Origin of the sequence: Nonomuraea sp. NPDC049419 (genome assembly GCF_040676995.1) — a bacterium.
GTDB classification, from domain to species: Bacteria; Actinomycetota; Actinomycetes; order Streptosporangiales; family Streptosporangiaceae; genus Nonomuraea; species Nonomuraea salmonea.
Genome location: NZ_JBFAQB010000009.1, coordinates 1 through 26,263, shown reverse-complemented (window position 1 = coordinate 26,263; position 26,263 = coordinate 1). Strand labels below are relative to the sequence as shown.

Sequence of the window (26,263 nt, the reverse complement as noted above, 5' to 3'; positions counted from 1 at the left end):
TACGCGTGTTCGAAATCAAGGGCCAGCTCATCAGGGCGCATCACGGATCCGAGCCAGGTGATCTGATCAGAGGCCGGCCATGCCAAACGTTCCAATGCATCATGCAGTAGCCGCCAAGCTCCTCTTCGCGCCTCGTCCTCGCTCGGCTGTCGCACAGGTTCATTCTGCCGCGCGTGACGCACACGCTCTCCGACTGACGCTCATCGGGGCCAAAGTCGAGCGTGATCGTGCAAGCATCTCCTCATGGTGGATGCCCGCACCCCAGCGCGACTGATCGGCTACTGGTGGAGTCCTGACGCTCCGGAATGGCCTCGGCCGCACGACTGGATCGATCTTGACTGGAATCCCGAAGAGCGCGACCTGCTCGCTCTGTATCTTGAGAGTGGCCAGCGCGCACCCTACGCCGCAGCAGGCCCTTCGCAATGTCGGATCTGTGACAAGCCCAACGGCAACCTTGAGTTCACGGATGGCGTGTTCCTGTGGCCGCAGGGGTTGGCCCACTACGTAAAGGAGCATTCGGTACGCCTTCCCGGCGAGATCGTTAGGCGCGCCCAGCAATGGGCTGAGCCGATGAACTGGGAGGTGGATGTGACGTGGTGGAGGGAGCGGAAGGCCCACGATGAGCAACCATATGGCTCAGTGGACCAGGGCTGAGGAACGAAGCCCTGGACCTTCGATCGCCCCCGACCATGTTCGGTGACCAGCCATGCAGTGGCGATCGTAGGGCTGCATCTGTGCGGCGGCGTGGCAACCCCGGTCGGAGCGTTCGGTTGGTACGGCGGGGCTGGCGTGCGGTGGCCGGCCCGGTGTCCCGCCGCCGTCCGGGACCGGCCCCCAGGCCGCACGCCCGGACGGCGGGCGGGCGGAGGGCCGGGGGTACGGCGGCGCCGTTCTCGATGTGGACGAGCAATCCCTCGGACAGCTTCGGCAAGGGCTACGACACATCCTTGCCTACGGTCGTGCTGACGCCCGCCCTAGGGTTCTGGAGCTGTAGAAGGTTGATGCTGTAGCTGTATTTTGCAGCTGTACAAGATCGACAAGGCCACTTCCCGATCATAGGAAGTGGCCTTCGAAGTGCAGTGGAGCCTAGGAGATTCGAACTCCTGACTTCCTGCTTGCAAAGCAGGCGCTCTGCCAACTGAGCTAAGGCCCCTTACGACGAAGATAGCTTACCGGGCCGAGGAAGCCACCTGCGTCGTCCCGAGGTCATCGCTCAGCACCAACCCCGGGAAGTCCTGGATGGAGTCGAGGATGTGGGTGGCGCCGCCCTTGAGGAGGCGTTCGCGGCTGTGGACGCCGGTCATCACGCCGGCGACGATCGAGGCGCCGGCGCGCGTGCCGCAGAGCATGTCGCTCTCCGAGTCGCCCAGGACCGCGACCTGGCGGACGTCGTCGACGCCCAGCCGGAGCACCGCGTGCAGGACCATGTCGGGCCAGGGGCGGCCGCGGCCGCCGGCGTCTTCTGGGGAGATGGCGAGGTCGATCTTGTCGTGCCAGCCCAGGATGCCGAGGATGCGGCCGAGCGTGGTGCGGCTGAAGCCGGTGATGAGGGCGAGCTTGATGCCGTTGCCGCGGAGCTTGTCGAGGACTTCGAGGACTCCGGGCATGGGTTCGAGACCCGCCCGCTCGATCGCGCCCTCGTAGGAGCGTTCGAACGTCAGATTCGCCGCCTGGGCCTGCGCCTCGTTGCCGGGGAAGATGCCGCGGAACACGTCGATCTTCGGGCAGCCCCGGGACCGGTGTACGTGAACCATGGCTCGCGCGTACGCACCGGTCCCGGGCACTATGCCCTGAGTCGCGATCGCCTCTGCGAAGGCGCGCTCGACCATGGCGATGTCACCGACTGTGGTGCCTGCCAGGTCCAGGCACACCAGCTTGATGGGGACGATGTCACTCATCGCCTCGCCGGTCGGTTAGTTCTCGCTGCCGGTCGCCTCGGTCCAGAGATCGAGCTCTGCGCGGTCGGCCTGCACCTTACGCCAGATCAGCAACCCCCCAAGGGCGATCAGCGCCAGAACGAGCAGCTTCTTCACGGTGTGACCCCACTTCTTCGACGGCCTCACCTGCCGGGGTGAGACCCAACGGTTGACAAGCAGCCTAGCAAGCTATGGCTGCGGTCCCTGTGTTGTGCACGGACCAGATGGGTGAATTGTGCGAAGGACGGGCGTTCAATCCCTGGTGGGACCGCTATACCCGCCCTCCTGTGTACGGCATATCCGCCGAGGGCGTAGCCGGGGACGGCGACCGGGGGCGCTGGGGTGTCACTCCATACGTCCCGTCTGTCGTCGTCATCCCTGTTCTTCCCCCGGAGTCATCCCTGTTCGTCCCCCAAACGGGCAACAGCTCGATCATGCCAAATCGGCGGCCCAGGTGCGCAGCCCGGCGGAGAGTTGACATACCCCCTGGGGGTACATTACGTTCGACCGAGACGCACTGACACGTCCCCAAATGCCCCTCGGGCATACCCTAGGGGGGTACGGTGTTAGACTCGAAGAAGAGCGCGATGCGATACGAAGGAGACCACGCCATGAGCACCGCCACCTACACCGTCAACGGCATGACCTGCGGCCACTGCGTGAGCTCCGTCAAGGAGGAGGTCGGCGAGGTCGCGGGCGTGACGGGCGTCGAGGTCGACCTGGCCACGGGCCTGCTGACGGTCACCAGTGACGAGCCCGTCGGGCGTGACCTGATCGCCTCCGCCGTGAAGGACGCCGGCTACGAGCTGGTGGATCGCTCATGAACACCGCAGCCAAGCTGGGCTCGTACGCGCTGGGGCTGGCCGTCGTCTTCGGCGGCGCCCTGGGCGCGGGCAAGCTGACGGCCCCCGACCCCACGTCGGCCGCCGCGGAAACGGCCGACGATCACAAAAGCGCGGGCCAAAGCCGGACGAGCGGCGAAAGCGCCGGTCATGGGCACGCGTCCGACAAGACCGCCGGACCTGACCGGTTAAACGAAGAGCAAGACCACACCACCCCCCAGCAGCAGACGGCCACCGATACCCCCGGGGGGCTCCAAGTGTCTCAGGACGGCTACACCCTCAACCTCATCGACTCCGTCTCCACCGAGTCCGCCGAGGACTTCAGGTTCACGGTCATCGGCCCCGACGGCTCCCCCGTCAAGGACTATGAGGTGGAGCACGACAAGAAGCTGCACTTCATCGTCGCCTCCCGCGACCTGACGAGCTTCCAGCACCTCCACCCTGAGCTGTCCCCCGACGGCACCTGGTCGGTACGCCTCAAGGCCCCGAAGCCGGGCCCGTACCGCGCGTTCGCCGACTTCGTCCCCACAGGCGGCGAGAAGCTGACGCTGGGCGCGGACCTGATGGCCGGCGGCGACTACCGCCCCGACCCACTGCCTGAGGTGAGCCGTACGGCGGAGGTCGACGGCTACACGGTCAGCCTGGACGGCGATCTGGCGCCGGGCAAGACGACCAAGCTCACGCTGACGGTCAGCAAGGGCGGCAAGCCGGTCGACGACCTGGAGCCCTACCTGGGCGCGTACGGTCATCTGGTGGCGCTGCGCGCGAACGACCTCGCCTACCTCCACGTGCACCCGGAGGAGAGCGACACGGCGGGCCCCGGCATCACGTTCTACGCCGAAGCTCCTAGCCGGGGCGACTACCGTCTGTTCCTGGACTTCAAGCACAAGGGCGAGGTCCGTACGGCCAGCTTCACGGCACAGGCCGACCCCGACGCACACGCCGACGACCACACGCACTGACGGACGCGAGGAAGGAGAGGTGATGATGATGTCTTCCCTCACCGAAGACAAGGCCGTCGAGCTCACGATCGGTGGCATGACGTGCGCGTCCTGCGCCAACCGCATCGAGCGCAAGCTCAACAAGCTGGACGGCGTGACGGCGACGGTCAACTACGCGACGGAGAAGGCGAAGGTCACCTTTCCCACCGGCGTGGACCCGCAGCTGCTGATCGCCGAGGTGGAGAAGGCGGGCTACACGGCCGAGCTGCCGCCCCCGCCCACCCCGGTGCAGGAGGAGAAGCCAGGGAAGAAGGAGCGCGACCCGCTCCGCGACCGGCTGATCACCGCGATCGTGCTCTCCGTCCCGGTGGTCGCGATGGCGATGATCCCGGCGCTGCAGTTCCAGTACTGGCAGTGGTTGTCGCTGACGCTGGCGGCGCCGGTGGTGGTGTACGCGGGCTGGCCGTTCCACAAGGCCGCCTGGACGAACCTGCGCCACGGCGCGGCCACCATGGACACGCTGGTCTCACTCGGCACGCTGGCGGCGCTGGGCTGGTCGGTGTGGGCGCTGTTCTTCGGCACGGCGGGCGTGCCCGGCATGACGCACCCGTTCGAGCTGACGATCGGCCGTACGGACGGCTCAGGCAACATCTACCTGGAGACGGCGGCGGCGGTGACCGCGTTCATCCTGGCCGGCCGCTTCTTCGAGGCGCGCTCGAAGCGGCGGGCGGGCGCCGCGCTGCGGGCGTTGATGGAGCTGGGCGCCAAGGACGTCGAGCTGGTGGACGGGCGTCGCGTGCCGGTCGAGCAGCTGAAGGCCGGCGACACGTTCGTGGTCAGGCCGGGGGAGAAGATCGCGACCGACGGCGTGGTCGAGGAGGGCACGTCGGCCGTGGACGCCTCGATGCTGACGGGCGAGTCGGTGCCGGTCGAGGTCAGGCCGGGCGACCCGGTGACGGGGGCGACGGTCAACGCGGGCGGCCGGCTGGTCGTCAGGGCCACGCGGGTGGGTGCGGACACGCAGCTCGCGCAGATGGCCAAGCTGGTGGAGGAGGCGCAGACCGGCAAGGCGCAGGTGCAGCGGCTGGCCGACCGCATCTCTGGCGTCTTCGTCCCGGTGGTGATCGCGCTCGCGGTCGGCACGCTCGGCTACTGGCTGGGCACGGGTGAGGGCGCTGCGGCGGCGTTCACGGCGGCGGTGGCGGTGCTGATCATCGCCTGCCCCTGCGCGCTGGGGCTGGCCACGCCGACGGCGCTGCTGGTCGGTACGGGTCGCGGCGCCCAGCTGGGCATCCTGATCAAGGGCCCCGAGGTGCTGGAGTCGACGCGCAGGATCGACACGATCGTCCTCGACAAGACCGGCACGGTCACCGAGGGCAGGATGACGCTGACCGCGGTCCACCTGGCCGAGGGCGAGAACCGCGACGAGGTCCTGCGGCTGGCGGGAGCGCTGGAGCACGCCTCGGAGCACCCGATCGCGCGGGCCATCGCCCGCGAGGCCGCCTCCACGGCGGCCGTCGAGGACTTCACGAACGTCGAGGGCCTCGGCGTCCAGGGCGTCGTGGACGGGCACGCCGTCCTGGTGGGCCGGCCGCGACTGCTGGAGGAGTGGTCGCAGCACCTGCCGGAGAGCCTGGTCGAGGCCATGGAGGACGAGCAGGGCAAGGGCCGTACGGCGGTGGCGGTCGGCTGGGACGGCAAGGCCCGCGCGGTGCTGGTCGTGGCCGACGTGATCAAGCCGACGAGCAAGGAGGCCATCGCCCAGCTCAAGGCGCTGGGGCTGACCCCGGTGCTGCTGACCGGCGACAACGAGGCCGTGGCGCGCACGGTGGCGGCCGAGGTGGGCATCGACGAGGTCATCGCCGGCGTGCTGCCCGCGGGCAAGGTGGACGTGGTCAAGCGGCTGCAGTCCGAGGGCAAGGTCGTGGCGATGGCGGGTGACGGCGTCAACGACGCCGCCGCGCTGGCCCAGGCCGACCTGGGGCTGGCCATGGGCACGGGCACGGACGCCGCGATCGAGGCCGGTGACCTGACGCTCGTACGCGGCGACCTGCGGGTGGCGCCCGACGCCATCAGGCTGGCCAGGCGGACGCTAGCGACGATCAAGGGCAACCTGTTCTGGGCCTTCGCCTACAACGTGGCCGCCCTGCCGCTGGCCGCGCTGGGCCTGCTCAACCCGATGATCGCGGGTGCGGCCATGGCGTTCTCCAGCGTCTTCGTGGTCAGCAACAGCCTGCGGCTGCGCCGCTTCTCGTGACAGCGACCATCTGACGGCCGGCGCCATCGCGGCGCCGGCCGTCACGAACGCGGCGCCGACCAGCAGCCAGCCGAGGGTGCCGCCGCCGATCACGAGCGTGGTGAGCACGACGGGCCCGAGCATGCGGGCCACGGCCACGCCGGTGCCGAAGAACGCCTGGTACTGGCCCTGCCGGTCGTCGGGGGCGAGCCCGAAGCCGATCTCCCAGGAGCCGGCCGCCAGCCACAGCTCGGCGACGAGCTGCAGGACGGCCGCCACCAGCAGGAACGCCCACCACGACGGGCTGAGCGCGAACACCGCGCAGGCCGCGAACATCGTCAGCCCCGCCCGCCGCACCGCCCCGGACGCGTCGCGCAGCCCCTTGACCCGGCGGGCCACCCTGACCTGGCAGAGCAGCACGCCGCCGGTGTTGATCAGCAGCAGGACCGAGACGACCCAGGTGGGTGCGTCGGTACGGGCGGCGATCCACAGCGGCACGACCACGCTGAGCAGCGGCATGTAGAAGAGCAGCACGGCGTTGATCAGCGTGACGAGCGCGTAGGGCCGGTCTCTGAGCACGGCCAGGCGGGGGCCGGCCGGGGCGGGCGCGGGGCGTACGGACGGCAGGCGGAGCAGCAGGGCTGCGGCGAGCAGGAAGCTCACGGCGTCGAGCCCGAGAACCACGAGATAGCCCTCGCGAGTGCCGGCGTGCAGGGCGAGGCCGCCGATGGCGGCGCCGAGCGCCAGGCCGCCGTTGAGCGTCGCCTGCAGGGTGGCGCGGACGACGGTCCGGTCGGCGGGCGGGATCAGGGCCGCGAGCAGCGCCTGGCGGGCCGCCGACAGCCCGGTCTGGGCGGTGCCGTACAGGCAGGCGGCCAGCACGAACAGCGGGAACGTGCGTACGAGCAGGAACGACGCGACGGCCACGGCGGTCGCGAAGGCGAGCAGCACGGCGACGCCGCGCGGGCCGCGCCGGTCGGCCAGGTGTCCGAGCGGTACGCCGGCCACCATGCCGACCGCCCAGCCGAGGGTCAGGCCGAGGCCGATCTCGGTGGCCGAGAGCCCGACGACGGTGGAGAAGTAGAACGCCGAGGTGACGAGGTAGACGCCGTCACCGATGGAGTTCGCCAGCTGCGCATGTGCCAGGATCCGCCGAAATTTCATGATGTACGCCCCTCCGAACGATGCCTCCATCTTCGATCCCGACTTGTCCCGAGATAAGCTCCAATTTCCGGCAATCTGATGGGGCCAAGGTGGACGTGCACATCAGCCTCGACGGCCGCCGTGACCTGGCCGCACAGGTCTACCGGCAGCTCCTCGACGCCATACTCGACGGCCGGCTCCGATCCGGCGAACGCCTCCCCCCGACCAGGGAGCTGGCCAGGCGCCTGCAGATCTCCAGGAACACCGTCGCCCTCGCCTACGACCGGCTGGTCGCGGACGGGTTCCTGGTGGGCAGGGCGGGCGCGGGCACGTTCGTGTCGGCGGAGCCGGTCAGGGGGCGGGCCGCCCCCAAGGGCGTCGTACGCCCGCGTACGGTCTGGCAGGACCTGCCGCTCCCCCCGGCCCCGTCTCCCGCCGCCCGCTACGACTTCCGCGTCGGCCTCCCCGACGCCCGCCTGTTCCCCATGGAGACCTGGCGCCGCCTGGTGGCCCGCGAGCTGCGGGTGAGCGCCGCCGGCTACGCCGACCCGGCGGGGCACGAGCCGCTGCGCGCGGCCATCTCCCGGCACATCGGCCTCAGCCGCAGCGTCCACGCGGGCCCCGAGGACGTTCTCGTCACGAACGGCGCCCAGCAGGCACTCGACCTCATCGGCCGGGTCCTCATCGAGCCGGGCACGGTCGTGGCCGTCGAGGAGCCCGGCTACCCGCCGGCCCGCCTGCTGTTCCGCACGCTCGGCGCCAGGGTGACCGGCATCCCCGTGGACGGCGAGGGCATCGACGTCACCGCCCTCCCGCACCAGGCCCGCATCGTCTACGTCACCCCGTCGCACCAGTTCCCGCTCGGCACCCCCATGTCGCTGGCCCGCCGCGCCGCCCTGCTGGCCTGGGCGGAGCGCCGCCGCGCGGTGATCATCGAGGACGACTACGACAGCGAGTTCCGCTTCGGCGACCGCCCGCTCGAACCCCTCCAGAGCCTCGACAGGGCCGGCCGGGTCATCTACGTGGGCTCGTTCTCCAAGACCCTGCTGCCGATGCTCAGGCTCGGCTTCCTCGTCGCGCCCGCCTCGCTCGCGCCGGCACTGCGCGCGGCCCGGCAGCTCACGGACTGGCACGGCGCGCTGCCCACGCAGGCCGCGCTGGCCCGCTTCATCGACGAGGGCCTGCTGTCGCGGCACATCAGGAAGGCCACCCGCGCGTACGCCGCCAGGCACGCCATGATCGCCGAGGCCCTCGATGCGGACGATCGGCTGCTGCCGGTGCCGTCCACCGCGGGGCTGCACCTGTGCGCCCGCCTGGCCCCCGGCGTGACCGTCGAGGACGGGGACGGGCTGGCGGTGGAGTCGCTGGAGGCGTACTGCGGGGAGCGTCCCGCGCAGCGCGGCCTGGTGCTCGGCTACGGCGCGATCAGGACCGACGCCGTGGCCGCCGGCCTGCGGCTGCTCAGGTCACGGATGTCGGCGGGTCCAGCGGCGGTGGCGCTCTCCTGACAGCTCCGGGTCGTCGGGCGGCGCGGGCTGCTGCACGATCACCACCGTCGTCCGCGCGTGACGGGCGCAGTACATGCTGGTCGAGGGCAGAAAGATGCGGCTGAGCAGGCCCCGCCGCCCTCGCCCGAGCACCAGCAGGTCACCCTCGCGGGCCAGGTCGACGAGATGGTAGCCGGGGTCGCCGACCCGTCCGACCGTCGCGATCGTGAGATCGTCCGGCACGCCGCCCGCCACGTCCTCGAACACGGCCGTGATCACCTCGGAGCAGCGCGCCTCCTCACCCTGACGCACCGCGTGCTGCACGGGCAGCGCCTCCGGGAAGGGATGGACGGGCGCGCGGCTGACATGCACGGCCACCAGAGCCATCCGGTGCAGCCTGGCCGCCCCGATGGCCCAGGCCAGAGCCCAACGCGCGGCCGGGGACTCGTCGACTCCCACGATCAGCCGCGCACCGCCGGGCAGTTCCTGTTCCACGGTGCCTCCTGTCGAAGTACGACCATAGTGCGCCTACCCACCGGTTACCGGGAGGTGGCACTTTGAGAACTCTGGAGTCCCCGGTGAAAGCGGGCGTAGCATGCGGGGGTGGAACGAGGGTGGGTACACCCGCGCCCCGCGCTCGACCAGCGGCTCGACGGGGCCCTCACACACCGGCTGACCGCGCTCGTCGCGACCGCGGGCTACGGCAAGTCCACCGCGCTGGCGGGCTGGAGCCAGGCCGTGGGCGCCGTGCTGCACCGGCTCGGTCCGGCCGACCGCGAGCTGCCCGCCCTGGCGGGGGCCGTCGCCGCCGAGGTGTCGCGGCGCGTTCCCGAGCTGCCCGCCGACCTGGTGACCGCGGCGGGCGCCCCGCTCGGCCCCGGAGCGGACGAGACGTCGAGGGCCGCCGCGCTGGCGGGCGCGCTGGCCGAGGCGCTGGCCGGACGGCTGCGGCGGGGGCTGGTGGTGGTGTTCGACGGGGTGGAGGCGATCGCGGGCGCGCCCGGCCCCGTACGGTACGTCGAGACGCTCGTCAGGGCCGCGCCCCGGCACCTGCACCTGGTGATGGCCGCGCGGGCGCCGCTGCCGTTCCCCACCGCGCGGCTGCGGCAGGACCACGAGGTGCTCGACCTCGACGCGACCGACCTGGCGCTGACCCCGGACGAGACCGAGGCGTGGGCGCGGGCGGTGCTGGGGGAGCCGGGCGGGGAGATCGCCGCCGAGCTGCACCGCACCTGCGGCGGCTGGCCGGCCGCCGTGCGGGCCGCGCTCGACGCGCTGGCCAGGACCGACGGCTCCACCTGGCGCTCCACGGTGGCGGGGCTCGCCGCCAACTCCGCCACGCTCGAACGGCTCACTTTGGCCGCGTACGAGGACCTGCCCGCGGCCATGCGCGAGCTGCTGCGGGCCGCGACCGTGCTGCCGATGCTGACCGACGGCCTGGCCGCGACGCTCGGCGCCCCGCCCGACACGCTGGGCGCGCTGGCCGGGCGCGGCCTGTTTCTGGAATCCGCCCGGGACGGTCACCGGCTCACCTCGACCGGCGGCCACGTGCTGGCCAAGCACGCCCCGCTCGACCGGCACGAGGCCCACGACGTGGCCGCCGTGGCCGCCCGCTGGTACGTCGAGCACGACCGTCCCGAGCTGGCCCTGCGCGCCGCCGTCGCGACCGGGCACGCCGAGCTGGCCGCCGCGCTGCTCGACGCGCACGGGCCGCGGCTGGCCGAGCGCGGTGACGTACCGGCCGCACTCGAGCTGCTGCCCGAGTCGGCGCGCGACGCTCCCCCGATGCTCAAGCTGGCCGGCGTCGCCGAGCAGAACCGCGGCCACTGGACGCGCGCCCGCGAGCTGCTCGCGCGGGCCGCCGCGAGCCCCGCGTTCGACGCGCACGTGGCCAGGCGGCTGGCCTTCATCGACCACATGCGCGGCGCGCTCGACTCCGCACTCGCCATGTACGAGCGCGGCCACGCCCACGGCCGCCCACCCGCCGACGCCGCCATGTGCGCCGCCTCCATGGCGTCGGTGCACTGGCTGAAGGGCGACCGCGCGGCCTGCGCCGAGCTCGCGGACAAGGCACTCGAACAGGCCAGGAGCGCCGGCGACGCGGCCGCCCTGGCGATGGCCAACACGGTGCTGGCCATGCTCGCCGCGCTCGACGGCGACCGCCGCGCCAACGACGCCTATTACCTGCGGGCGCTGGCCTACGCCGAGCGGGCCGGCGACGCCGGCGACATGGTGCAGCTCATCCGCATCCACGCCAACCGGGCCTCCCGTCACCTGGACGAGGCATCCTACGCGGAGGCGCTGGCCGAGACGGAGATCGCCGGGCGACTGTCGGACCTGGTGGCCTTCGCCCCCTTCGCCGCCCTCAACGTCTCCAACCGCGCCAAGGCCCTCATCGGCCTCGGCCGCCTGGAGGAGGCCGCCACCGAGGCCGCCGACGCGGTCGCCCGCTGGGAGTCGATGGGCTCGACGCTGACCGGCGCCGGCCTGACCAGGCTCGCCGCCGTGCACGCGCTGCGCGGCGACAGGACCGCGGCGATCGCCCTCTACCGGCGGGTCATCGCGGACTCCGAGCCGTCGGGCGAGGTGCAGGCGCTCTCGCAGGCGCTCAACGGCCTGGCCGAGCTGCTCGCCGACGACGACCCCGACGAGGCCCGCCGGGTGGCCGCGCGGGCGCTGGAACACGCCGACGGCATCGCGGGCGTGCCCGCGCGGATCGCCGCCGCCCGGGTGGCGCTGTCCGGCGGGCGGCGTGAGGAGGCCAGGGCGCTGCTCGACGCGACCGAGCCGATCGCCGTCGAGCGCCGCGACCACGCCGCGCACGCCGCGATCGCCGAGCTGCGCGCCGAGCTGGACGCCGACCTCGCGCAGGCCGAGGTGGCGGTGCTGCGCTGGTCGGCGCTCGGCGACCCCGTCGGCCTGGCCAGGGCCGAGCTGGTCAGGGCCGCCCTCGCCGACCCCGCGACCGGGGCGGAGGTGGCCGTCGCGGTACGCGAGCGCATGCACGCCATCGGCTGCCGGGCACTCGACGACCGCATCGACGCGCTGGTCACCCGCGCCGCTCCCCCGCGCGCCGCCAAGATCGTCATCGAGACGATGGGAACGTTCCGTGTGCTGCGCGGGGCGGCGCCGATCCCGCGCACGGCGTGGCAGTCGCGCAAGGCGCGTGACCTGCTGAAGCTCCTGGTCAGCCGCCGGGGGAGCGGCATCAGCAGGGAGCGGCTGGTCGAGATCCTGTGGCCCGGGCAGGAGGGCGAGGCGGTCGGGCTGCGGCGGCTGAACGTCATGGTGTCCACGCTGCGTTCTGTGCTCGATCCGGGGCGGGAGTGGCCGCCCGACGAGATCGTGGTCTCGGACGAGGGCGCGTTGCGGCTGGAGCTGGCCCACGTCGACGTCGATGTCGAGAAATTTCTGGATCTGGTGGGGGAGGCCGTGCGGCTCGACCAGGCCGGACGTACGAGCGAGGCCCTCGAACGCTGGGCGGCGGCCGAGACCGCGTACGGCGGGGACTTCTGCGAGGAGGACCCCTACGCCGACTGGGCCGTCGGGCTGCGCGAGCAGGCCCGGCTCGCGTACGTGCAGGCCGCCGCCAGGCTGGCCGAGGCGCGCGCCGCCGAGCACCGCCACGACGAGGCCGCCCGCTACTGGCTGCGGCTGCTCGAACGCGACCGCTACGACGAGCGCGCCCACCTCGGCCTGGTCCGCGTCCTCGACCGGGCGGGCCGCCGCGGCGACGCCCGCCGCCGCTACCGCCTCTACGCCGAGCTGATGCGCGAGCTGGAGGTCGAGCCCGCGCCGTACCCGGCCTGACGACCTGAACCAGACCTGAACCTGGCGGCGAGATCGTGCTCGCATGAGAACGGTCATCGTCCGGCTGGTCGAGCCGGAGCAGTCCGGCGGCCAGCTCCGCGGGCTGCTCGAAGAGGTGGGCGGCGAGCCGGTGCCGTTCAGCGGCGCGGACGCGGTCATCGAGCTGCTGATGGGCGCCGCCGGGCTGACCCGCGATCCGGCCTGAACCTGCCGCGAACCTCGATCATCACTATCAGTGGTGAGAGGAGGCACGATGAGCGAGCAGGGGAGCGGATGGCCGTTCGTCGGGCGAGGGGGATCACTGAGGGCCGTACGCGACGCGCTGCGGTCCGGCACGGGGATGATGATCGCCGGCTCGGCCGGGGTCGGCAAGAGCAGGCTGGCCGCACAGGCACTGCACGGACTACGGGGCTACGGGGTCGTGCGCGCGCAGGGCACGGAGACCGCGTCGATGATCCCGTTCGGGGCGTTCGCGCACGTCCTGACCGGGCCCCCGCGCGGCGGCGAGAACCTGCTGCGCTGGGCCGCCCGCCACCTGCGCGACCAGGCAGGACGCGACGGGCTGCTGGTCAGCGTGGACGACGCGCACCGGCTCGACCCGGCGTCGGCGGCGCTGGTGCACTACCTCGCCGGCAGCGGCGAGGCCAGGCTGCTGGTGACCGTCAGGTCGGGGGAGCCGCAGCCCGATCCGGTGACCGCGCTGTGGAAGGACGAGCTGCTCGAACGCATCGAGCTGCCGCCGCTGACGCCGGCCGAGGTCGGGCAGGTGCTCGCCGGGGCTTTGGGCGGCGAGTTGGCGCCGGCGACCGTACGCAGGCTGGCCCGCGTCAGCGAGGGCAACGTGCTCTACCTGCGCGAGCTGGTGCACGCCGGGCGTACGTCCCGCTGCCTGACCGAGCAGGACGGCGAGTGGCGCTGGCAGGGCGAGCTGTCCATGACGCCGCGCCTGCGCGAGCTGGTCGGCGACCGCATCGGCCACCTCGACCAGGACGAGCGCGAGGTCCTCGAACTGGTCGCGTTCGGCGAGCCGCTGGGCCTCGACCTGCTGGCCGGGCTGACCTCGTCCGGCGCGGTCGAACGCGTCGAGGCCCGCGGCCTCATCGTCACCGTGGACGAGGGCAGGCGCGAGCAGCTGCGGCTCGGCCACCCGCTCTACGGCGAGGTGGTCCGCGGCGACTGCGGCACGCTGCGGGCCAGGCGCCGGCTGCGCACGCTGGCCGAGGCGCTGGAGGCCACCGGGCTGCGGCGGCGCGAGGACGAGCTGCGCGCCGCCGTCTGGCGCCTCGACAGCGGCTCGGTCACCGACTCCGGCATGCTCACCTCCGCCGCCCGGCTGGCCTGGGGCCGCCAGGACCCGCGCCTCGCCGAACGCCTGGCCAAAGCCGCCATCGAGGCGGGGGCCGGGGTGGCGGCGGTGGCCGTGCTCGGCGAAGTGCTCATGGTGCTGGGCGAGGCCGGGTCAGCCGTCACCGCGTTACGGCGGGCCGCCCGCGACGCCGTCACCGAGAGCGAGCGCGCCCAGCACGCCCACAGCCTCGGCGTGAGCCTGGCGTGGGCGGGCGCGGACGCCGAGGCGTGCCACGTGCTCGACGTCGCCGCCGCCACCCTGACCGACCCCCGGTGGCGGCAGGAGGCTCACGTCTATCGGGCCGTGGCCGACTGCTTCGCCGGGCGGCTCAGCGCCGCTTCCCGGGCGCTTGACCTGTCCAGGTCGTGCCGGCCCGGCACGGTGCGCGGGCGCGTGCACGGGGTCGCGCTGGAGGCGTGGATCCACGCGTACGCCGGGCGCGGCGAGCAGGCTCTTGTCGTGGCCGGGCCCGCCCTGGAGACGCTCGACGAGTGGCGGGACGAGGCGCCGCACGCGCTGCCCACCCTCCTGGACGCGCTGTGCGCCGCCCAGACGTTCACCGGACGGCCGGCGGAGGTCGACCGCGTCGCATCGGGCGGCATGGAGCTGCCCGCGGTCGAGCTGTCGATGACCGGGTTCGGCGCGTACCGGGCGATGGCCGCCCGGCTGCGCGGCGACGCCGCCGAGGCGCTGCGGCACTGCCGCGAGGACATCGGGCGGCTGCCCGCGCGCGAGCCCTATCTGGGGCGCTGCCTCGCCGAGCAGGCGCACGCGCTGGCCCTGCTCGGGCGGCTCGACGAGGCCGAGCACTCCCTCGCCGAAGCGCAACGCCTGACCGCCCGCTGGGCCTTCACCCGCCAGCACGCGCTGCACGCCGCCGTGTGGGTGGCGGCGGCCGGCGGCGATGTGGCGGAGGCCGTACGCCGCTGCCAGATGGCGGCGGAGCACGCGGAACGCCACGAACTGTACGGCCACCTCCTGTACGCCCACCACGACCTCCTCCGCCTCGGCACCCCCTCGGGCCTCGGCTCCGGCCGTTGTGGGGCGGTCGAGGGGGCGTTGGCGGTGTTGTTCGCGCGGCACGCCCGTGCTCAGGGCGATCCGGACGCGTTGCGCGCGGTCGCGGGTGAGTTCGAGCGGCGGGGCATGCTCCTGTACGCCGCGGAGGCCACCGCGCAGGAGGCCGCCGCCTACCGCGAGTCCGGGCGCGGCACCCTGGCGAGGGGCGCGCAGACCAGGGCGTGCGCGCTGGCCCGCCGCTGCACCGGGGTCTCCACACCGGCGCTGGTGCGGCTCGCCACCCCGGAGCTCACACCCCGGCAGCGCGAGATCGTCCAGCTGGCGGCATCCGGGCTGACCAACCGCCAGATCGCCGACCGCCTCACCCTGTCCACCCGTACGGCGGCGAACCACCTGCAGGCGGCCTACGACAAGCTCGGCGTCAACGACCGCACCGAGGCAGGCCGCCTGCTGACCGCCCTTTAGATGAGCTTGAGGAGGGTTTCGTACAAGGTGTCCCGCTCGCGCTCCGACAACGCACGGTAGATCCGACCGGCGCGCCGGTTCGTGTCCGCCTCGATGCCGGCGCGCAGCGGGCCGTCCATCAGCCCGACGATCTCAGCCGCCGACAGCCCGGCCGCCTGCCAAGCCGCGGCATGCGCGTCGGCGCGGTGATACCGCAGCACCGCCAGCCGGTTGAACAACAGCAACCCCGGTGACGCCCCCTCCGGCTCGTACGGCGGTGACACAAGCTCGAAGGCACCCCCTGGCAGCCGTTCGGCCGCATCGACCACCCGCCCCACCAGCTCGGCCGTCTCCCCCAGGTCGCTGCCCGCCCAGACACGCTCGACAGCGGCGGCATGCACCTCGTAGAGGCCGTGGATGAAGTCCCGCCCACCCTCCGTCAACCGCAGCACACCATCGGGGTCCTCGACCAGCGCGCCCTGCCGCAGATGGTCAAGGAGATCCCCTTCGACATCGCCGTACCGAAACAACACGCCCAGCCCGCGCCGGGTCAGCGGACGCAACGGAAGGCTGAACCGCAGATCCGACAGAAGCCCCGGTGTCAGCCCATATGCCGTGCTGAGGTCGGCGACGGCTCGCGTGGCGGAGGCGTGCACATTGACGTTGGCGGCATTGATGACGGGCGCCATCGCCTCCGCGAACGCCGACAACTCCTGAAATTTCGGCATCGCTCCCGATTATCAACCGCCCCCCACCCCGTCGCATCCCCTCCACCCCAACCAGACCACTCACCGCGCATCGAGAAGGGAGACGGTGGTTTCACGTGAAGCGGGTTCCCCCAGACCGCCCGCATCGGCAGGAAAGATGGTGGCTTCATGTGAAGCGGGATCCACCGGAACGCCCGCATCGGCAGGAAAGATGGTGGTTTCACGTGAAGCGGGATCGGGGTCCGGACCGCCCGCATGGCGTGGAATGCTAGGCGCATGACGCCGTTCCGTCTGGCCCGCACCGCGGTGTTCGCCGCAGTGTGTCTGGGGCTGGGCGCGGCGGCGCACATGCTCGGCGGTGCCACCGTCCCAGCGCAGGCCGGGGTGGGGGCGTTCGCCTTGGCGTTCGCGGCGGCCTACCCGCTGGCCGGACGCGAGCGGTCGCTGGCGGTGATCCTTCCGCTCCTGGCCGGCCTGCAGGTGCTGCTGCACCTGATGTTCTCGCTCTCCCACGCCATCCTCCCACCGGATGGCCCCGCCGCCCCGCACCACCTGGCCGACCACCTGCACTCGGGGCTCGTGCCGAGTCTCGGCATGCTGATCACCCACGGCTGGGCGGTCGCTCTGACCGCGCTGTGGCTGGCGCGCGGTGAGGCCGCCCTTTGGGGGTTGCTGCGCCGGCTGGCCGTGCGGCTGCTGGTCCTGTGGCTGCCGCTGCTCGTCACGCCTTTCTCCACGCCGCCGGCCACGACCGAGCCGCTCATCCCGCGCTCGGCCGTCCTGCGGTACGTCGTCAGCCGAAGGGGCCCGCCGCGCGTCGTCACCGTCTGACCTGCGGGTCGGGCACGACGTACGTCCCCTTCATCTGACGACCCACCACGCCCGGCAGGGTCTGCTTCGGCATGCCGGGCGGAGAAAGGCATTCCCATGTTCTCTCGTCATGCCCTCGTGCTCGCGGCCACCGTCGTGGCGCTGACCGCCTGCGGCTCCCCCACCGCGGAACCGGCCGCTCCGGCCGCCTCACCGGCCACGTCCACGTCCGCGTCCGCCGTCGCCGCGACCGGCGGCCTGAGCATCACCGACCCCTGGGTGAAGACCACCAAGAAAGGGATGACCGCCGCATTCGGGACGCTGGTCAACGGCACCGACCAGCCGATCACCATCGTCTCCGGCACCTCACCCCTCTCCTCGGCGATCGAGCTGCACGAGGTGGTGGAGAACGACGGAAAGATGGTCATGCGTCCCAAGGAGGGCGGGTTCGTGGTGCCCGCCCACGGCACCCACCTCCTCGAGCCAGGCGGCGACCACATCATGCTGATGGACGTCACCAAGGAGGTCCTGCCCGGCGCGCAGATCCCGTTCACGCTGCAGGTGCAGGGCGGGCAGCCGCTGGAGTTCACGGCCGTCGGCAAGGACTTCGCCGGCGGCGAGGAGGACTACCAGCCGGGGCACAAGTGATCAGCCGCCGCGGGCTGCTCACCGGAGGCGCCGTCACAGCGGCCGGCGCCCTGGTGGGCTGCGCCCCCGCCACCGATCAGCCCGGTACGCCCGCCGCCCCGCAGCCCGAACCGGCCGCCGGCACGTCCACCCGCGCGGGCACGGTCGCGACCGGCATCGATCGGGCCGGTACGCCCGCCCAGGGCGTACCGGCCGGGACGAAAGCGTCACGTATCGAGCCCTTCCACGGCCCCCACCAGGCAGGCGTGGCGACGGACCCGCAGGCGCACGCCGTCTTCCTCGGCTTCGACCTGCTGCCGGGCACCCGCAAGGAGGCCCTCGCACGCCTGCTCAAGCTCCTCACCGACGACGCCGCCCGCCTCACCCAGGGACGGCCGGCGCTCGCCGACACCGAACCCGAACTGGCCGCGAACCCAGCCCGCCTGACCTGCACCTTCGGCTTCGGGCCAGGATTGTTCAAGGCCGCGGGGACGGAATCGCCGGTGTCGCCGCTGCCCCGCTTCGCCACCGACCGCCTGGACGAGCGGTGGAACGGGGGAGACCTGCTGGTGCAGGTCTGCGCGGACGACAACGTGACGGCCGCGCACGCCGTACGGATGCTCGTGAAGGACGCACGGTCGTTCGCCCGCGTACGGTGGGCGCAACGCGGCTTCCGTTCCGCAACCCGGCGCAACCTGATGGGTCAGATCGAGGGCACCGGCAACGCCACTGACCTGGACAAAGCCGTCTGGATCAGCCAGGGTCCGCTGACCGGCGGCACCACGCTGGTGCTGCGCAGGATCCGGATGGCGCTGGACACGTGGGACGCCGTCGACCGTACGGCCAGGGAGTTCACCATCGGTCGCAGGCTCGACACCGGCGCCCCGCTCACCGGCACCACCGAACGGGACGAACCCGACTACGCCCGCAAGAACCGGCTCGGCTTCCCGGTCATCTCGGAGTACGCCCACATCAGGCGCGCCCACGTGGCCGACCCGGCGCTGCGGTTGCTGCGACGGCCGTACAACTTCGACGACGGCCTGACCCCTGAGGGCGAGCCGGACTCGGGGCTGCTGTTCGCGTCGTACCAGGCGGACGTCGACCGGCAGTTCGTCCCGATCCAGCGCATGCTGGCCGAGGGCGACCTGCTCAACGAGTGGATCACCACGATCGGGTCGGCGGTCTTCGCCATCCCACCAGGCTGCACCCCCGGCACCTGGATCGGCGAGCCGCTCCTGACCTGACCACCGTGAGGGCCCTCGCCGCAAAGGTGAGGGCCCTCACGTCTCAGGGCGACGCATGTGCTCACATCCTGTGGGCAAACTCGGCTCCCTTCCACCTCACTGTGGACGAATCAGACCCCCTTTCGCCTGGCTCGCGCCCGCAATCACCCGTACCGCCCACCCCCGACCGGCACCAGAGCACCCGCCAAGGCGTCGGCGAGTGGCTCAAGCTCCTCCACATCCAACGTCGAGACAGTGAGCCGCAACGCCGGCGGAGCAGCGATGCGATTACGAGCCCCGGGCGCACAGGCCCACCCCCGAGCAAGCAACCGGGTGATGGCAGTGGACTCGTCGGCGACGGGAATCCACACGTTCAGCCCGCTCCGCCCGTGCGCCGCGATGCCGCGCCGCCCGAGCGCGGCGACCAGCCCGTCCCGCCGCCGCCCATAAGACGCCGCCACCGCCGCAGGATCCACCGCCCGAGTACGCCACAGGTACGCGACCGTACGTTGCAGCAGGTGACTCACCCACCCGGCGGCCAACCGCTGCCGCCCCCGCAACCGCCCCAGCGTGACAGGGTCGCCGGTGACCAGCGCGAGCCGCAGGTCGGGCCCGAACGCCTTGGCCGTGGACCGCAGCAGCACCCACCGAGCCGTGGCCCCGGCCAGCGGATGCAGCGGCACGTCCACGAACCCGGCCCCATGGTCGTCCTCGATCAGCAACACCTCCGGATAAGAGCCCAGCACCGCACGCAACTCCGCCGCCCGCGCGGAGGTCACGGCGGCACCGGTCGGATTCTGCGCCCGAGCAGTGACCACCACTGCCCGCACGCCCGCCCGCAGCGCCCGCCCCAACTCGTCAGGGACGGGCCCATCGTCATCCACCCGCACCGGCACGGGACGCAACCCCAACACGGCGACGAGGTCGAGCAGCGCCGTCCACCCCGGATCCTCGACGGCGATGGCGTCGCCAGGCCGCAGGTGCCCGGCGAGCACGCGTTCGACGGCGTCGAGCGTGCCCGAGGTGACGGCCAGCGGCCCGGAAGGCACCCCATCGGCCCGCAACCCCGCACCCGCCAGTGCCAGCAACTCGTCGTCGTCGCCGGTGCCGTACATGGCGGGCCGCTCCTCGTGCGCCCGCGCGGCGGCGGCCAGGGCGTCGTGCAGCGGCGGCAGCAGGCGGGCATCGGGGTTGCCCTGGGACAGATCGCGCACCCCCGGCGGCACCTCGACCCGGATCTCCTCCCTGAGCATGGTCGCCGGCCGCGCCCTGACCCGCGTGCCGCGCCGCCCTGCCGTCTCGATGACGCCGCGCTCGCGCAGCAGCCGGTACGCGGCCGCCGCCGTGCCAGGGCTGACCCCGGCCATGGCGGCCACCTCGCGCACCGGAGGCAGCGTCGCCCCAGGAGGCAGCCGCCCGTCGGACACCGCCACCTCGACCCCCGCCGCGATCTCGCTGGCCGTCGTACCACCGATCAGGTATGTTTCTGACACAATGCCAATTATGTACTAATACAAAGAGGCGCGCATGTTGATTCACCCCTGGGACGCCGCGAGAACCGACGACGAATGGCGCACCTGGCTCAGCACCCGCGATTTCGGCCAGATCGCCGTCAACGGCGTGGACGGCGCGCCCCCGGTCGTCGTGCCCACCCACTTCCTGTACGACGGCCACGACCACGTGCTGCTCCACCTGGCCCGCCCCAACCCGATCTGGCAGGCATTGGAGGCCAACCCGGCGGCGGTGGTCAGCGTCTATGACGACTACGCCTACATCCCGACCGGCTGGCGCTCCGACTCCCCCGAGACCGGCGTGCCCACCAGCTATTACGCCTCCGTCCAGCTCATCTGCCAGGCAGAGATCGTGGACGACAAGGAGGGCAAGGCCGACATCCTGCGCCGCCAGCTCGCCCACCACCAGCCCGCCGGCGACCACGGGGAGGTCGCACCCGACGCGGGCGCGTACCACAAGCAGTTGTCCGCCGTGCGCGGCCTGCGGCTGCGCGTGACCGGCGTACGCGCGAAGTTCAAATATGACGACCACAAGCCCGCCGACCTCCGCGACCGGGTGGCCGCCGGCCTGGCCGCCCGTGACCTTCCCGGCGATTCCGCCGCCCTCGCTCAGCAACATCGTCGCCGCACCTCCTGACGGGCATCATGGCCGCTGCGCGACGCCGGAAAGCCGCCGACCCACAATCTGTGGATAACCAATGCCCCCTGTGGATAACCTGACCGAGCATCCCCGCCGAGGACGGTTATCCACAACCCACCGAACCCCCGCGCGCGGCCCCCGCCCACAGCCTCCCGAGGAGCCCTCCACAACCCCCGAGCAGCCACCCCGGCGCCGACCAGCGGAGATCCACGTTTCCCCAGGTCAGAGCCACCATCAACCAGCAGGGCCGACCATCGCCCAGCCACCGCCCGGCACCCCGGGACCGGCCATACCACACCGGAAAAGTCACCAGTACATAACGCCGCAAATCACCCCCGGTCCCCACCCCTGGCAGCCGGATCAGGCCGTCATCCACCGCGCCCCTCATCCTGTGGATGAACACCGCCCCGACCACCCCCAGAACCCAAAAGACGGCGGGCAGGTCCCGGCCCCGAGAAGCCGGATCCCACCCGCCGTCCACAGCCCCAGTCACCAGGTCCAGTACGACTTGGCCTCCGACTTCCACTCCTTCGGGAAATACTGGTGGATCTTAAACGCCATCCCCTTACCGCGGGCGATGTACTGATCCCGTTCAAGCTTTCGCGCGATCGGCTTGCCCGGGCTGCCGTTGTTGTCCCACCAGGACTCCCACTGCTTGATGCAGGTCTGATCGCCCAGGTAGCGGTTCGAGCAGGGCGCGGGCGGCGACCAGATCTGGGTGTGCCCGAAGTCGACCACCTTCCCTGACGACTTCTCGGTGATCGTCCCCCACGCCTTCAAGCAGTAGCCCTGGGAGGAGATGCCCCACTTGACGTAGTGCTGAGGCCCGGACGTGGCGAGAGTCCGCAGATTTCCACATTTGGCGTCGCCGATCTGCTCCTTGGTGACGCGCAGGGTGTAATACGTCCCGTTGTCCCGCCACCCGTCCAGCATCAGCCAGTCGCCGCTGTGGACGAACTTCTCCCCGTACGCCGGCGGCCACTTCTTCGGGTCACCCCAGCTGATCTCGGACGTCGTGGACGACAGCGGCTTCCACGCCCACTGCCCCGCGACCTGCCCGTCCGCCCAGTGCTGCCCGGCGCTGCGCTCGCCGAACCGGGAGTACTGCCCATAGTTCTCCGCCGCCTGCGCGGGCGCCGCCATCCCACCGAGCACCACGGCCGCCGCCGCCCCCACGACGGCGACGGACCGCGCGCTTCTCCTCTGTTTCCTCACCGCCGGCACGTTACCCACAGCCCCCACCTGCCGGGATTCAGATCAAAAATCCTAGAACCGTGGTACAAAGCATCAGTGAGCGACCGATTAAGGCCACGCAGCGCCCTGTTACTGGTCCTGGGCCTGCTCATCACCGCGATGAGCGCGTTCGGCTCCACCGCACCGCCCGACACCACCCCGCAGCCGAACACGTGCTGACCGAAAACCGTTTGCGCCCCACCGGCGAGCCCGATAGAAACACGCAGACGACACCGAGAGGAGGGATAAGCCCATGAAGCCCACGTTCATCGCGCTTGTGCCCTCCCGGGGCTCCGACCACCGCTGAGTCCCGGAGCGGCCAGGCGCCTTCCACCGGAGAGTGCCTAGACCGTGCAAGACCTGACCATTCGCCCGATCACCGGCCGGGAAGAGCTCGACCTCTTCAACCGGCAGCCCTACACCCTGAACCACGAGCTGGCCGACGACCTCGCCGCCGGCCGCCGCCATCCGAGCTGGATGTGGATGGCCCTGCGCGGCGACCGCCTGCTCGCCAGGCTCGCCTGGTGGGGCCGCGACAAGGACGACGACCCCTTCCTGCTCGACATCCTCGACCTCGAAGAGGGCGCCGTCGACGTCGCCGTACGCCTGCTGCGCACCGCCATGACCGAGACGCTCCCGGCAGGCGGCAAACCACCGGAATACCTCCGCTTCGTCCCACCCGACTGGCGCGAGACCGACAGACGTGCCGTCGAGGACCGCATGACCGTGCTGGAGAGCACCGGCGCCCGCCTGTTCGTCGAACGCCTGCGCCTCGAATGGCGGTCAGGCACGCCGATCCCCGATCCGTCGGGACGCCTGAGCTTCCGGCCGATCCGTGACGAGAACGAGCTGCTCGATCTGATGACCGAGGTGCTCGACGGTACGCTCGACGCCCACAGCAGGGACGATCTGACCCACATGTCCCCCCGCGAGGCCGCCATCAGGCACTACGAGGACGAGATCGCCCGCTACACCAGCCCCCGAGCGTGGTGGCGGGTCGCGACGCTGCCCGGCGGCGAACCGGTCGGTTTCGTCACCCCCGGCCGCAACGACTACAACGCGATCATCGGCTATATCGCCGTCCTGCCCGCCCACCGCGGCAACGGCTACATCGACGACCTCCTCGCCGAAGGCACCCGCATCCTCGCCGCGGAGGACGTCCCCCGCATCCGCGCCGCCACCGACCTGGGCAACATTCCGATGGCGCAGGCGTTCGCAAGGGCCGGTTACGTCAACTTCGAACGCTCGATCAACATGACCTGGCCCGACTAGGCATCGGGGAAGTCGGCCGACCGGGAGACCTCCTCCTGGGCGCGTACGTCGGCGAGCACCGACTCCAGCTCGCCGACCACCGCGTCGTACCCGGGCCCGCCGAGCACGAGCCGCTGCGGCGCGTCACCGCTCTCGATCGCCGCGACCACGGCCCGCGCGCCCCGCACCGGGTCGCCCGGCTGCCTGCCGTCCTGCTCGATCATGAAGGCTCTGACCTGTTCGAGCATCGGCCGGTAGTCCTCGATGGTCTCGCTGATCGGCTCGTCGGCGAACCCGGCATATGCCCGCGTACGGAACGCTCCAGGCTCCACTGCCAGCACCTTGACGCCGAACGGCGCCACCTCCTCACGCAGCACGCGCGTCATGCCCTCGACGGCGTACTTGGCCGCGCTGTAGAAGCCGAACCCGGTCGTCCCGACCAGGCCGGCGACCGAGGAGACGTTGACGACCCAGCCGCTGCGGCGGGCGCGCATGCCGGGCAGCACCGCGCGGGTGACCGCCAGCACGGAGAAGAAGTTCAGCTCGAACGTACGCCGAACCGCGGCGTCGTCCATTCCCTCCACCGAGCCGTACCATCCGCGCCCGGCGTTGTTGACCAGCACGTCGATGCCGCCGAAGTGCCGCTCGGCGGCATCGACCGCCTGCCGGACCTGCGCCTCGTCGGTGACGTCGAGCCGGAGGACCAGCGCCCGCTCGCCGTGCCGGTCGGCCCAGGCCCGCAGTTCGTCGGGCCGGCGCGCGGTCAGCACGACGCGGTCGCCGTTGTCGAGCGCGGCGTCGGCGAAGGCCATGCCGAACCCGCCGGGCGTTCCTCCGGTGATGAACCAGGTCTTCATATATGCGTTTTTCCCCATGCCGAAGAGAGGTGCCCGCGCACCTCCAGTGACTGCTAAAATCAGAGTAACTTGTGACTTCGATATTAGCAGTAACTGTGGAGGAACGTCCGATGGCGGGTCGCATCAGGCAGGAAGACCGCGAGTGCCCCCTGTCCCGCACGGTGGAGCACGTGGGCGAATGGTGGACTCTGCTCCTGCTGCACGACCTGTTCGATGGCTACACCCGGTTCGACCAGTTCCAGGAGAACCTGGGCATCTCCTCCAGCATGCTCACCGCCCGCCTCAAGACGCTGGTCGCCGACGGCATCCTGGAGCGCCGCCCGTACCAGACGAACCCGGTGCGCCACGAGTACGTGCTGACCGAGCTCGGCCGCTCACTGCGGCCGGTCATCGTCGCGATGGCCGCCTGGGGCAACAGCCGCCTGGCCCCGCACGAACGCAGCATGATCCTGGTGGACGCGGAGACGGGCGAGGAGGTCGAGCCGGTGGTGGTCGACGCGGGCACGGGCCGCCGCCTCGACGACAGCCGCGCCTACGTCTTCACCTCCGGCCCCGCCGCCGGCCCTGAGATGCGCGCCCGCTACCCGAGGTGACCGCTACCCGGCCGGCTCCAACACCCCATCCAGCCGTACGACGCCCGCCCCGTACTTGTCGTCCAGCCGCTCCTGCACGTCCTCGTCGGCCACCCAGACCCCGACGACGACCTGCTCCTTCAGCACATCGACCGAGGACGGCAGGGACACCTGGCCGAGATCCTCGCCGAGGCCCTCCTGGACCTGCCGCAACAACTCCTCGCTGCGCCGGGCCTGGCTGACGCAGAGCGCGCCGCCCCAGCTCTCCCGCACCCACGCCTCCCGGCCGGCCAGGTCGCCGACGAACTTCACGTTCAGGACCAGCCGAGTCGGGTCGTTCGCGTACTTCTCGGACCATTCGCGCTTGCTGTCGTCGTAGCCCGGAATCGACTCCAGGTAGCTCTGGTCCAGCCAAACCCCGCCCACGGCCTCCTCGTTCTGCAGCCGCTGCTGGGTCTTCTCCAGCGCGGCCTGCGTCGCCTTGGCGGGATCGACCGGCCGCCAGCCACCCGCGGGAGCCGGACACGGGCTGTCGAACCGCCGCTCCTCGGCCTTGACCTCGGCCGCCTCCCCGGGCGGTCCCGTCAGGGTCAGCCGGGAGCCGTCCCAGGTGCCGGTCACCTTGTAGCGGCCCCACTTCGTCCCGCCCGCACTCTCGTGCGCCACCTTCCCCCAGTCCCAGCCCACCACGTCCGGCCCCGTGCACTGGGGCGGCAGCGACTCGGCCACCACGTCGCACAGCTGCGGCCCGTGCTCGGGACTCTCCAGCACGGTGACGGACCCGGCCGTGTACGTGGCCGGCTCACTGAAGGCCGTTGTGCTGCCGCAGGCGGTCAGCACGACGAGACCGAGAAGGGCAAGACATCGCATGCCCTTCAGACGTACGAGCCTGCGGCGGGGTTCAGCCGCAGATACATCACATGCAGCCCAACGAGCCCATCATCCGGATGATCGAACGCCTCGGGCACGGTGCCGATGATCTCGAACCCCAGCGACCGATAGAGCTGGACAGCCGCCCCATTACTCTCAACCACCGCATTGAACTGGATGCCACGAAATTTCCGGCTACGGCACCCGTCGATCACATACTCCCCCAGCGCCCGCCCGATCCCCTTGCCCTGATGCGCCGGATCCACGATGAACGACGCCGTGGCCACATGCGACCCCCGCCCGGGCCGGTTGGGCCCCATCTTGGCCGACCCCACGATCACGCCGTCGTCATCGACCGCGACGACGGTCTTGCCGGGCGGCTGCTCCATCCACCACGGCCGCGCCTCTTCGAGGCTCTGCCGCTCAGGAAACGGAAAGGTCCGCCCTTCCGCCATGATCGCCGCATAGAACGGATAGATCCCGTCCCAGTCCTGGCTCACGGCATCCCTGATGACCACCCCGTCAGGCCCCCTTGTCGCGCTGCTCATAGACGGCCAGGGCCAGCGCCCCGACCATGAACCCGATGCCTATCAGAGCACACGCGCTCGCGAACGCCGTCCCCCTGAAGACCACCGCGAGGACGGCCACGGCCAGCGAGATGCCCCCGGTACTACATCCGTAGATCGCGTGGTAACGGGTCGCCTCGTCGGCGGTAGTGGCTGATCAGAGCACGGGTTTGGTGCGTTTGCCGGAATCTGGACCAGGTCAGGACGTG

At 71.6% G+C, this 26,263-nt stretch carries 25 protein-coding genes, 1 tRNA gene and 1 pseudogene; 15 read left to right on the top strand and 12 right to left on the bottom strand.

Going from position 1 to position 26,263, the window contains the following annotated elements:
* Positions 1–243: 243 nt before the first annotated feature.
* The gene (locus AB0K12_RS25555; RefSeq protein WP_364566028.1) at positions 244–654 is read left to right on the top strand and encodes a hypothetical protein; all 411 of its coding nucleotides are present in this window, start codon (positions 244–246) and stop codon (positions 652–654) included.
* Between the two features lie 426 nt (positions 655–1,080).
* On the opposite strand, the gene AB0K12_RS25550 is transcribed toward AB0K12_RS25555, so the two are convergent.
* The 3 genes from AB0K12_RS25550 to AB0K12_RS25540 form a co-directional block, all read right to left on the bottom strand.
* Positions 1,081–1,153, bottom strand: a tRNA-Ala gene (locus AB0K12_RS25550).
* A 16-nt stretch (positions 1,154–1,169) separates the two neighbouring features.
* Positions 1,170–1,898, bottom strand: coding sequence for an HAD family hydrolase (locus tag AB0K12_RS25545; protein ID WP_364566025.1), 729 nt, complete (start codon positions 1,896–1,898; stop codon positions 1,170–1,172).
* Positions 1,899–1,913: 15 nt separating this feature from the next.
* Positions 1,914–2,033 carry a DLW-39 family protein gene (locus AB0K12_RS25540; RefSeq protein WP_020542320.1) on the bottom strand — a complete coding sequence of 40 codons (120 nt, stop codon included), beginning with the start codon at positions 2,031–2,033 and terminating at the stop codon, positions 1,914–1,916.
* A 494-nt stretch (positions 2,034–2,527) separates the two neighbouring features.
* Here AB0K12_RS25540 and AB0K12_RS25535 point away from each other — a divergent pair, with 494 nt between their 5' ends.
* From AB0K12_RS25535 to AB0K12_RS25525, 3 genes are read left to right on the top strand one after another with little or no spacing between them, the layout of a single operon-like run.
* A complete protein-coding gene (locus tag AB0K12_RS25535) occupies positions 2,528–2,740 on the top strand; it encodes a copper ion binding protein (protein WP_364566923.1) in 213 nt (70 codons plus the stop codon).
* The gene (locus tag AB0K12_RS25530) at positions 2,737–3,720 is read left to right on the top strand and encodes a hypothetical protein (RefSeq protein WP_364566022.1); all 984 of its coding nucleotides are present in this window, start codon (positions 2,737–2,739) and stop codon (positions 3,718–3,720) included. Before AB0K12_RS25535 ends, AB0K12_RS25530 begins: the two co-directional genes overlap by 4 nt.
* A gap of 28 nt (positions 3,721–3,748) precedes the next feature.
* The gene (locus AB0K12_RS25525) at positions 3,749–5,956 is read left to right on the top strand and encodes a heavy metal translocating P-type ATPase (protein WP_364566919.1); all 2,208 of its coding nucleotides are present in this window, start codon (positions 3,749–3,751) and stop codon (positions 5,954–5,956) included.
* A gap of 411 nt (positions 5,957–6,367) precedes the next feature.
* Here AB0K12_RS25525 and AB0K12_RS25520 read toward each other — a convergent pair.
* A pseudogene (locus tag AB0K12_RS25520) lies at positions 6,368–7,099 on the bottom strand (MFS transporter); the annotation flags it as partial.
* Positions 7,100–7,188: 89 nt separating this feature from the next.
* Between AB0K12_RS25520 and AB0K12_RS25515 the strand changes: the two are divergent.
* Positions 7,189–8,586 (top strand): PLP-dependent aminotransferase family protein, encoded by a 1,398-nt coding sequence (locus tag AB0K12_RS25515; RefSeq protein WP_364566019.1) that lies wholly within the window; start codon positions 7,189–7,191, stop codon positions 8,584–8,586.
* On the opposite strand, the gene AB0K12_RS25510 is transcribed toward AB0K12_RS25515, so the two are convergent.
* The gene (locus AB0K12_RS25510) at positions 8,545–9,060 is read right to left on the bottom strand and encodes a universal stress protein (protein ID WP_364566017.1); all 516 of its coding nucleotides are present in this window, start codon (positions 9,058–9,060) and stop codon (positions 8,545–8,547) included. The genes AB0K12_RS25515 and AB0K12_RS25510 overlap by 42 nt on opposite strands.
* A 108-nt stretch (positions 9,061–9,168) precedes the next feature.
* On the opposite strand from AB0K12_RS25510, the gene AB0K12_RS25505 reads away from it, so the two are divergent.
* Genes AB0K12_RS25505 through AB0K12_RS25495 form a run of 3 tightly spaced genes read left to right on the top strand, consistent with a single transcriptional unit; the run spans position 9,169 to position 15,208 of the window.
* Positions 9,169–12,375, top strand: a complete 3,207-nt coding sequence (locus tag AB0K12_RS25505) for a BTAD domain-containing putative transcriptional regulator (RefSeq protein ID WP_364566014.1) — start codon at positions 9,169–9,171, stop codon at positions 12,373–12,375.
* Between the two features lie 43 nt (positions 12,376–12,418).
* Entirely contained in the window at positions 12,419–12,580 is a 162-nt protein-coding gene (locus AB0K12_RS25500) for a hypothetical protein (RefSeq protein ID WP_345393211.1), read from the top strand.
* A gap of 48 nt (positions 12,581–12,628) precedes the next feature.
* The gene (locus AB0K12_RS25495; protein WP_364566011.1) at positions 12,629–15,208 is read left to right on the top strand and encodes a LuxR C-terminal-related transcriptional regulator; all 2,580 of its coding nucleotides are present in this window, start codon (positions 12,629–12,631) and stop codon (positions 15,206–15,208) included.
* On the opposite strand, the gene AB0K12_RS25490 is transcribed toward AB0K12_RS25495, so the two are convergent.
* A complete protein-coding gene (locus AB0K12_RS25490) occupies positions 15,205–15,915 on the bottom strand; it encodes a hypothetical protein (RefSeq protein ID WP_364566008.1) in 711 nt (236 codons plus the stop codon). The genes AB0K12_RS25495 and AB0K12_RS25490 overlap by 4 nt on opposite strands.
* A gap of 255 nt (positions 15,916–16,170) precedes the next feature.
* Here AB0K12_RS25490 and AB0K12_RS25485 point away from each other — a divergent pair, with 255 nt between their 5' ends.
* The 3 genes from AB0K12_RS25485 to AB0K12_RS25475 all read left to right on the top strand — a co-directional run bounded on the left by AB0K12_RS25485 (position 16,171) and on the right by AB0K12_RS25475 (position 18,575).
* A complete protein-coding gene (locus AB0K12_RS25485; RefSeq protein ID WP_364566006.1) occupies positions 16,171–16,725 on the top strand; it encodes an MFS transporter in 555 nt (184 codons plus the stop codon).
* A 96-nt stretch (positions 16,726–16,821) separates the two neighbouring features.
* Entirely contained in the window at positions 16,822–17,352 is a 531-nt protein-coding gene (locus AB0K12_RS25480; protein WP_364566004.1) for a copper chaperone PCu(A)C, read from the top strand.
* Complete coding sequence (locus AB0K12_RS25475) at positions 17,349–18,575, top strand: Dyp-type peroxidase (protein ID WP_364566000.1); 1,227 nt, start codon at positions 17,349–17,351, stop codon at positions 18,573–18,575. The genes AB0K12_RS25480 and AB0K12_RS25475 overlap by 4 nt, the downstream gene beginning before the upstream one ends.
* 143 nt (positions 18,576–18,718) lie before the next feature.
* On the opposite strand, the gene AB0K12_RS25470 is transcribed toward AB0K12_RS25475, so the two are convergent.
* On the bottom strand, positions 18,719–20,047 hold the full coding sequence (locus tag AB0K12_RS25470; protein ID WP_364565998.1) for an aminotransferase class I/II-fold pyridoxal phosphate-dependent enzyme: 1,329 nt from the start codon (positions 20,045–20,047) through the stop codon (positions 18,719–18,721).
* Positions 20,048–20,081: 34 nt separating this feature from the next.
* Between AB0K12_RS25470 and AB0K12_RS25465 the strand changes: the two genes are divergently transcribed.
* The gene (locus AB0K12_RS25465; RefSeq protein ID WP_364565995.1) at positions 20,082–20,702 is read left to right on the top strand and encodes an FMN-binding negative transcriptional regulator; all 621 of its coding nucleotides are present in this window, start codon (positions 20,082–20,084) and stop codon (positions 20,700–20,702) included.
* A gap of 492 nt (positions 20,703–21,194) precedes the next feature.
* Here AB0K12_RS25465 and AB0K12_RS25460 read toward each other — a convergent pair whose 3' ends face one another.
* The gene (locus AB0K12_RS25460) at positions 21,195–21,920 is read right to left on the bottom strand and encodes a hypothetical protein (protein WP_364565992.1); all 726 of its coding nucleotides are present in this window, start codon (positions 21,918–21,920) and stop codon (positions 21,195–21,197) included.
* 75 nt (positions 21,921–21,995) lie between these two features.
* On the opposite strand from AB0K12_RS25460, the gene AB0K12_RS25455 reads away from it, so the two are divergent.
* Both AB0K12_RS25455 and AB0K12_RS25450 read left to right on the top strand, forming a co-directional pair.
* The gene (locus AB0K12_RS25455) at positions 21,996–22,118 is read left to right on the top strand and encodes a hypothetical protein (RefSeq protein ID WP_364565989.1); all 123 of its coding nucleotides are present in this window, start codon (positions 21,996–21,998) and stop codon (positions 22,116–22,118) included.
* Positions 22,119–22,289: 171 nt separating this feature from the next.
* Positions 22,290–23,210, top strand: coding sequence for a GNAT family N-acetyltransferase (locus tag AB0K12_RS25450; protein ID WP_364565986.1), 921 nt, complete (start codon positions 22,290–22,292; stop codon positions 23,208–23,210).
* Here AB0K12_RS25450 and AB0K12_RS25445 read toward each other — a convergent pair.
* Positions 23,207–24,046: an oxidoreductase gene (locus AB0K12_RS25445; protein ID WP_364565983.1), complete on the bottom strand. Its 840-nt coding sequence runs from the start codon at positions 24,044–24,046 to the stop codon at positions 23,207–23,209. The genes AB0K12_RS25450 and AB0K12_RS25445 overlap by 4 nt on opposite strands.
* A 110-nt stretch (positions 24,047–24,156) precedes the next feature.
* Here AB0K12_RS25445 and AB0K12_RS25440 point away from each other — a divergent pair, with 110 nt between their 5' ends.
* Positions 24,157–24,639 (top strand): helix-turn-helix domain-containing protein, encoded by a 483-nt coding sequence (locus AB0K12_RS25440; protein ID WP_364565980.1) that lies wholly within the window; start codon positions 24,157–24,159, stop codon positions 24,637–24,639.
* A 3-nt stretch (positions 24,640–24,642) separates the two neighbouring features.
* On the opposite strand, the gene AB0K12_RS25435 is transcribed toward AB0K12_RS25440, so the two are convergent.
* Genes AB0K12_RS25435 through AB0K12_RS25425 form a run of 3 tightly spaced genes read right to left on the bottom strand, consistent with a single transcriptional unit; the run spans position 24,643 to position 26,136 of the window.
* A complete protein-coding gene (locus AB0K12_RS25435) occupies positions 24,643–25,488 on the bottom strand; it encodes a hypothetical protein (protein ID WP_364565977.1) in 846 nt (281 codons plus the stop codon).
* Between the two features lie 5 nt (positions 25,489–25,493).
* Positions 25,494–25,988, bottom strand: a complete 495-nt coding sequence (locus AB0K12_RS25430) for a GNAT family N-acetyltransferase (RefSeq protein ID WP_364565974.1) — start codon at positions 25,986–25,988, stop codon at positions 25,494–25,496.
* A 22-nt stretch (positions 25,989–26,010) separates the two neighbouring features.
* The gene (locus AB0K12_RS25425; protein ID WP_364565971.1) at positions 26,011–26,136 is read right to left on the bottom strand and encodes a hypothetical protein; all 126 of its coding nucleotides are present in this window, start codon (positions 26,134–26,136) and stop codon (positions 26,011–26,013) included.
* Positions 26,137–26,263 lie beyond the last annotated feature (127 nt).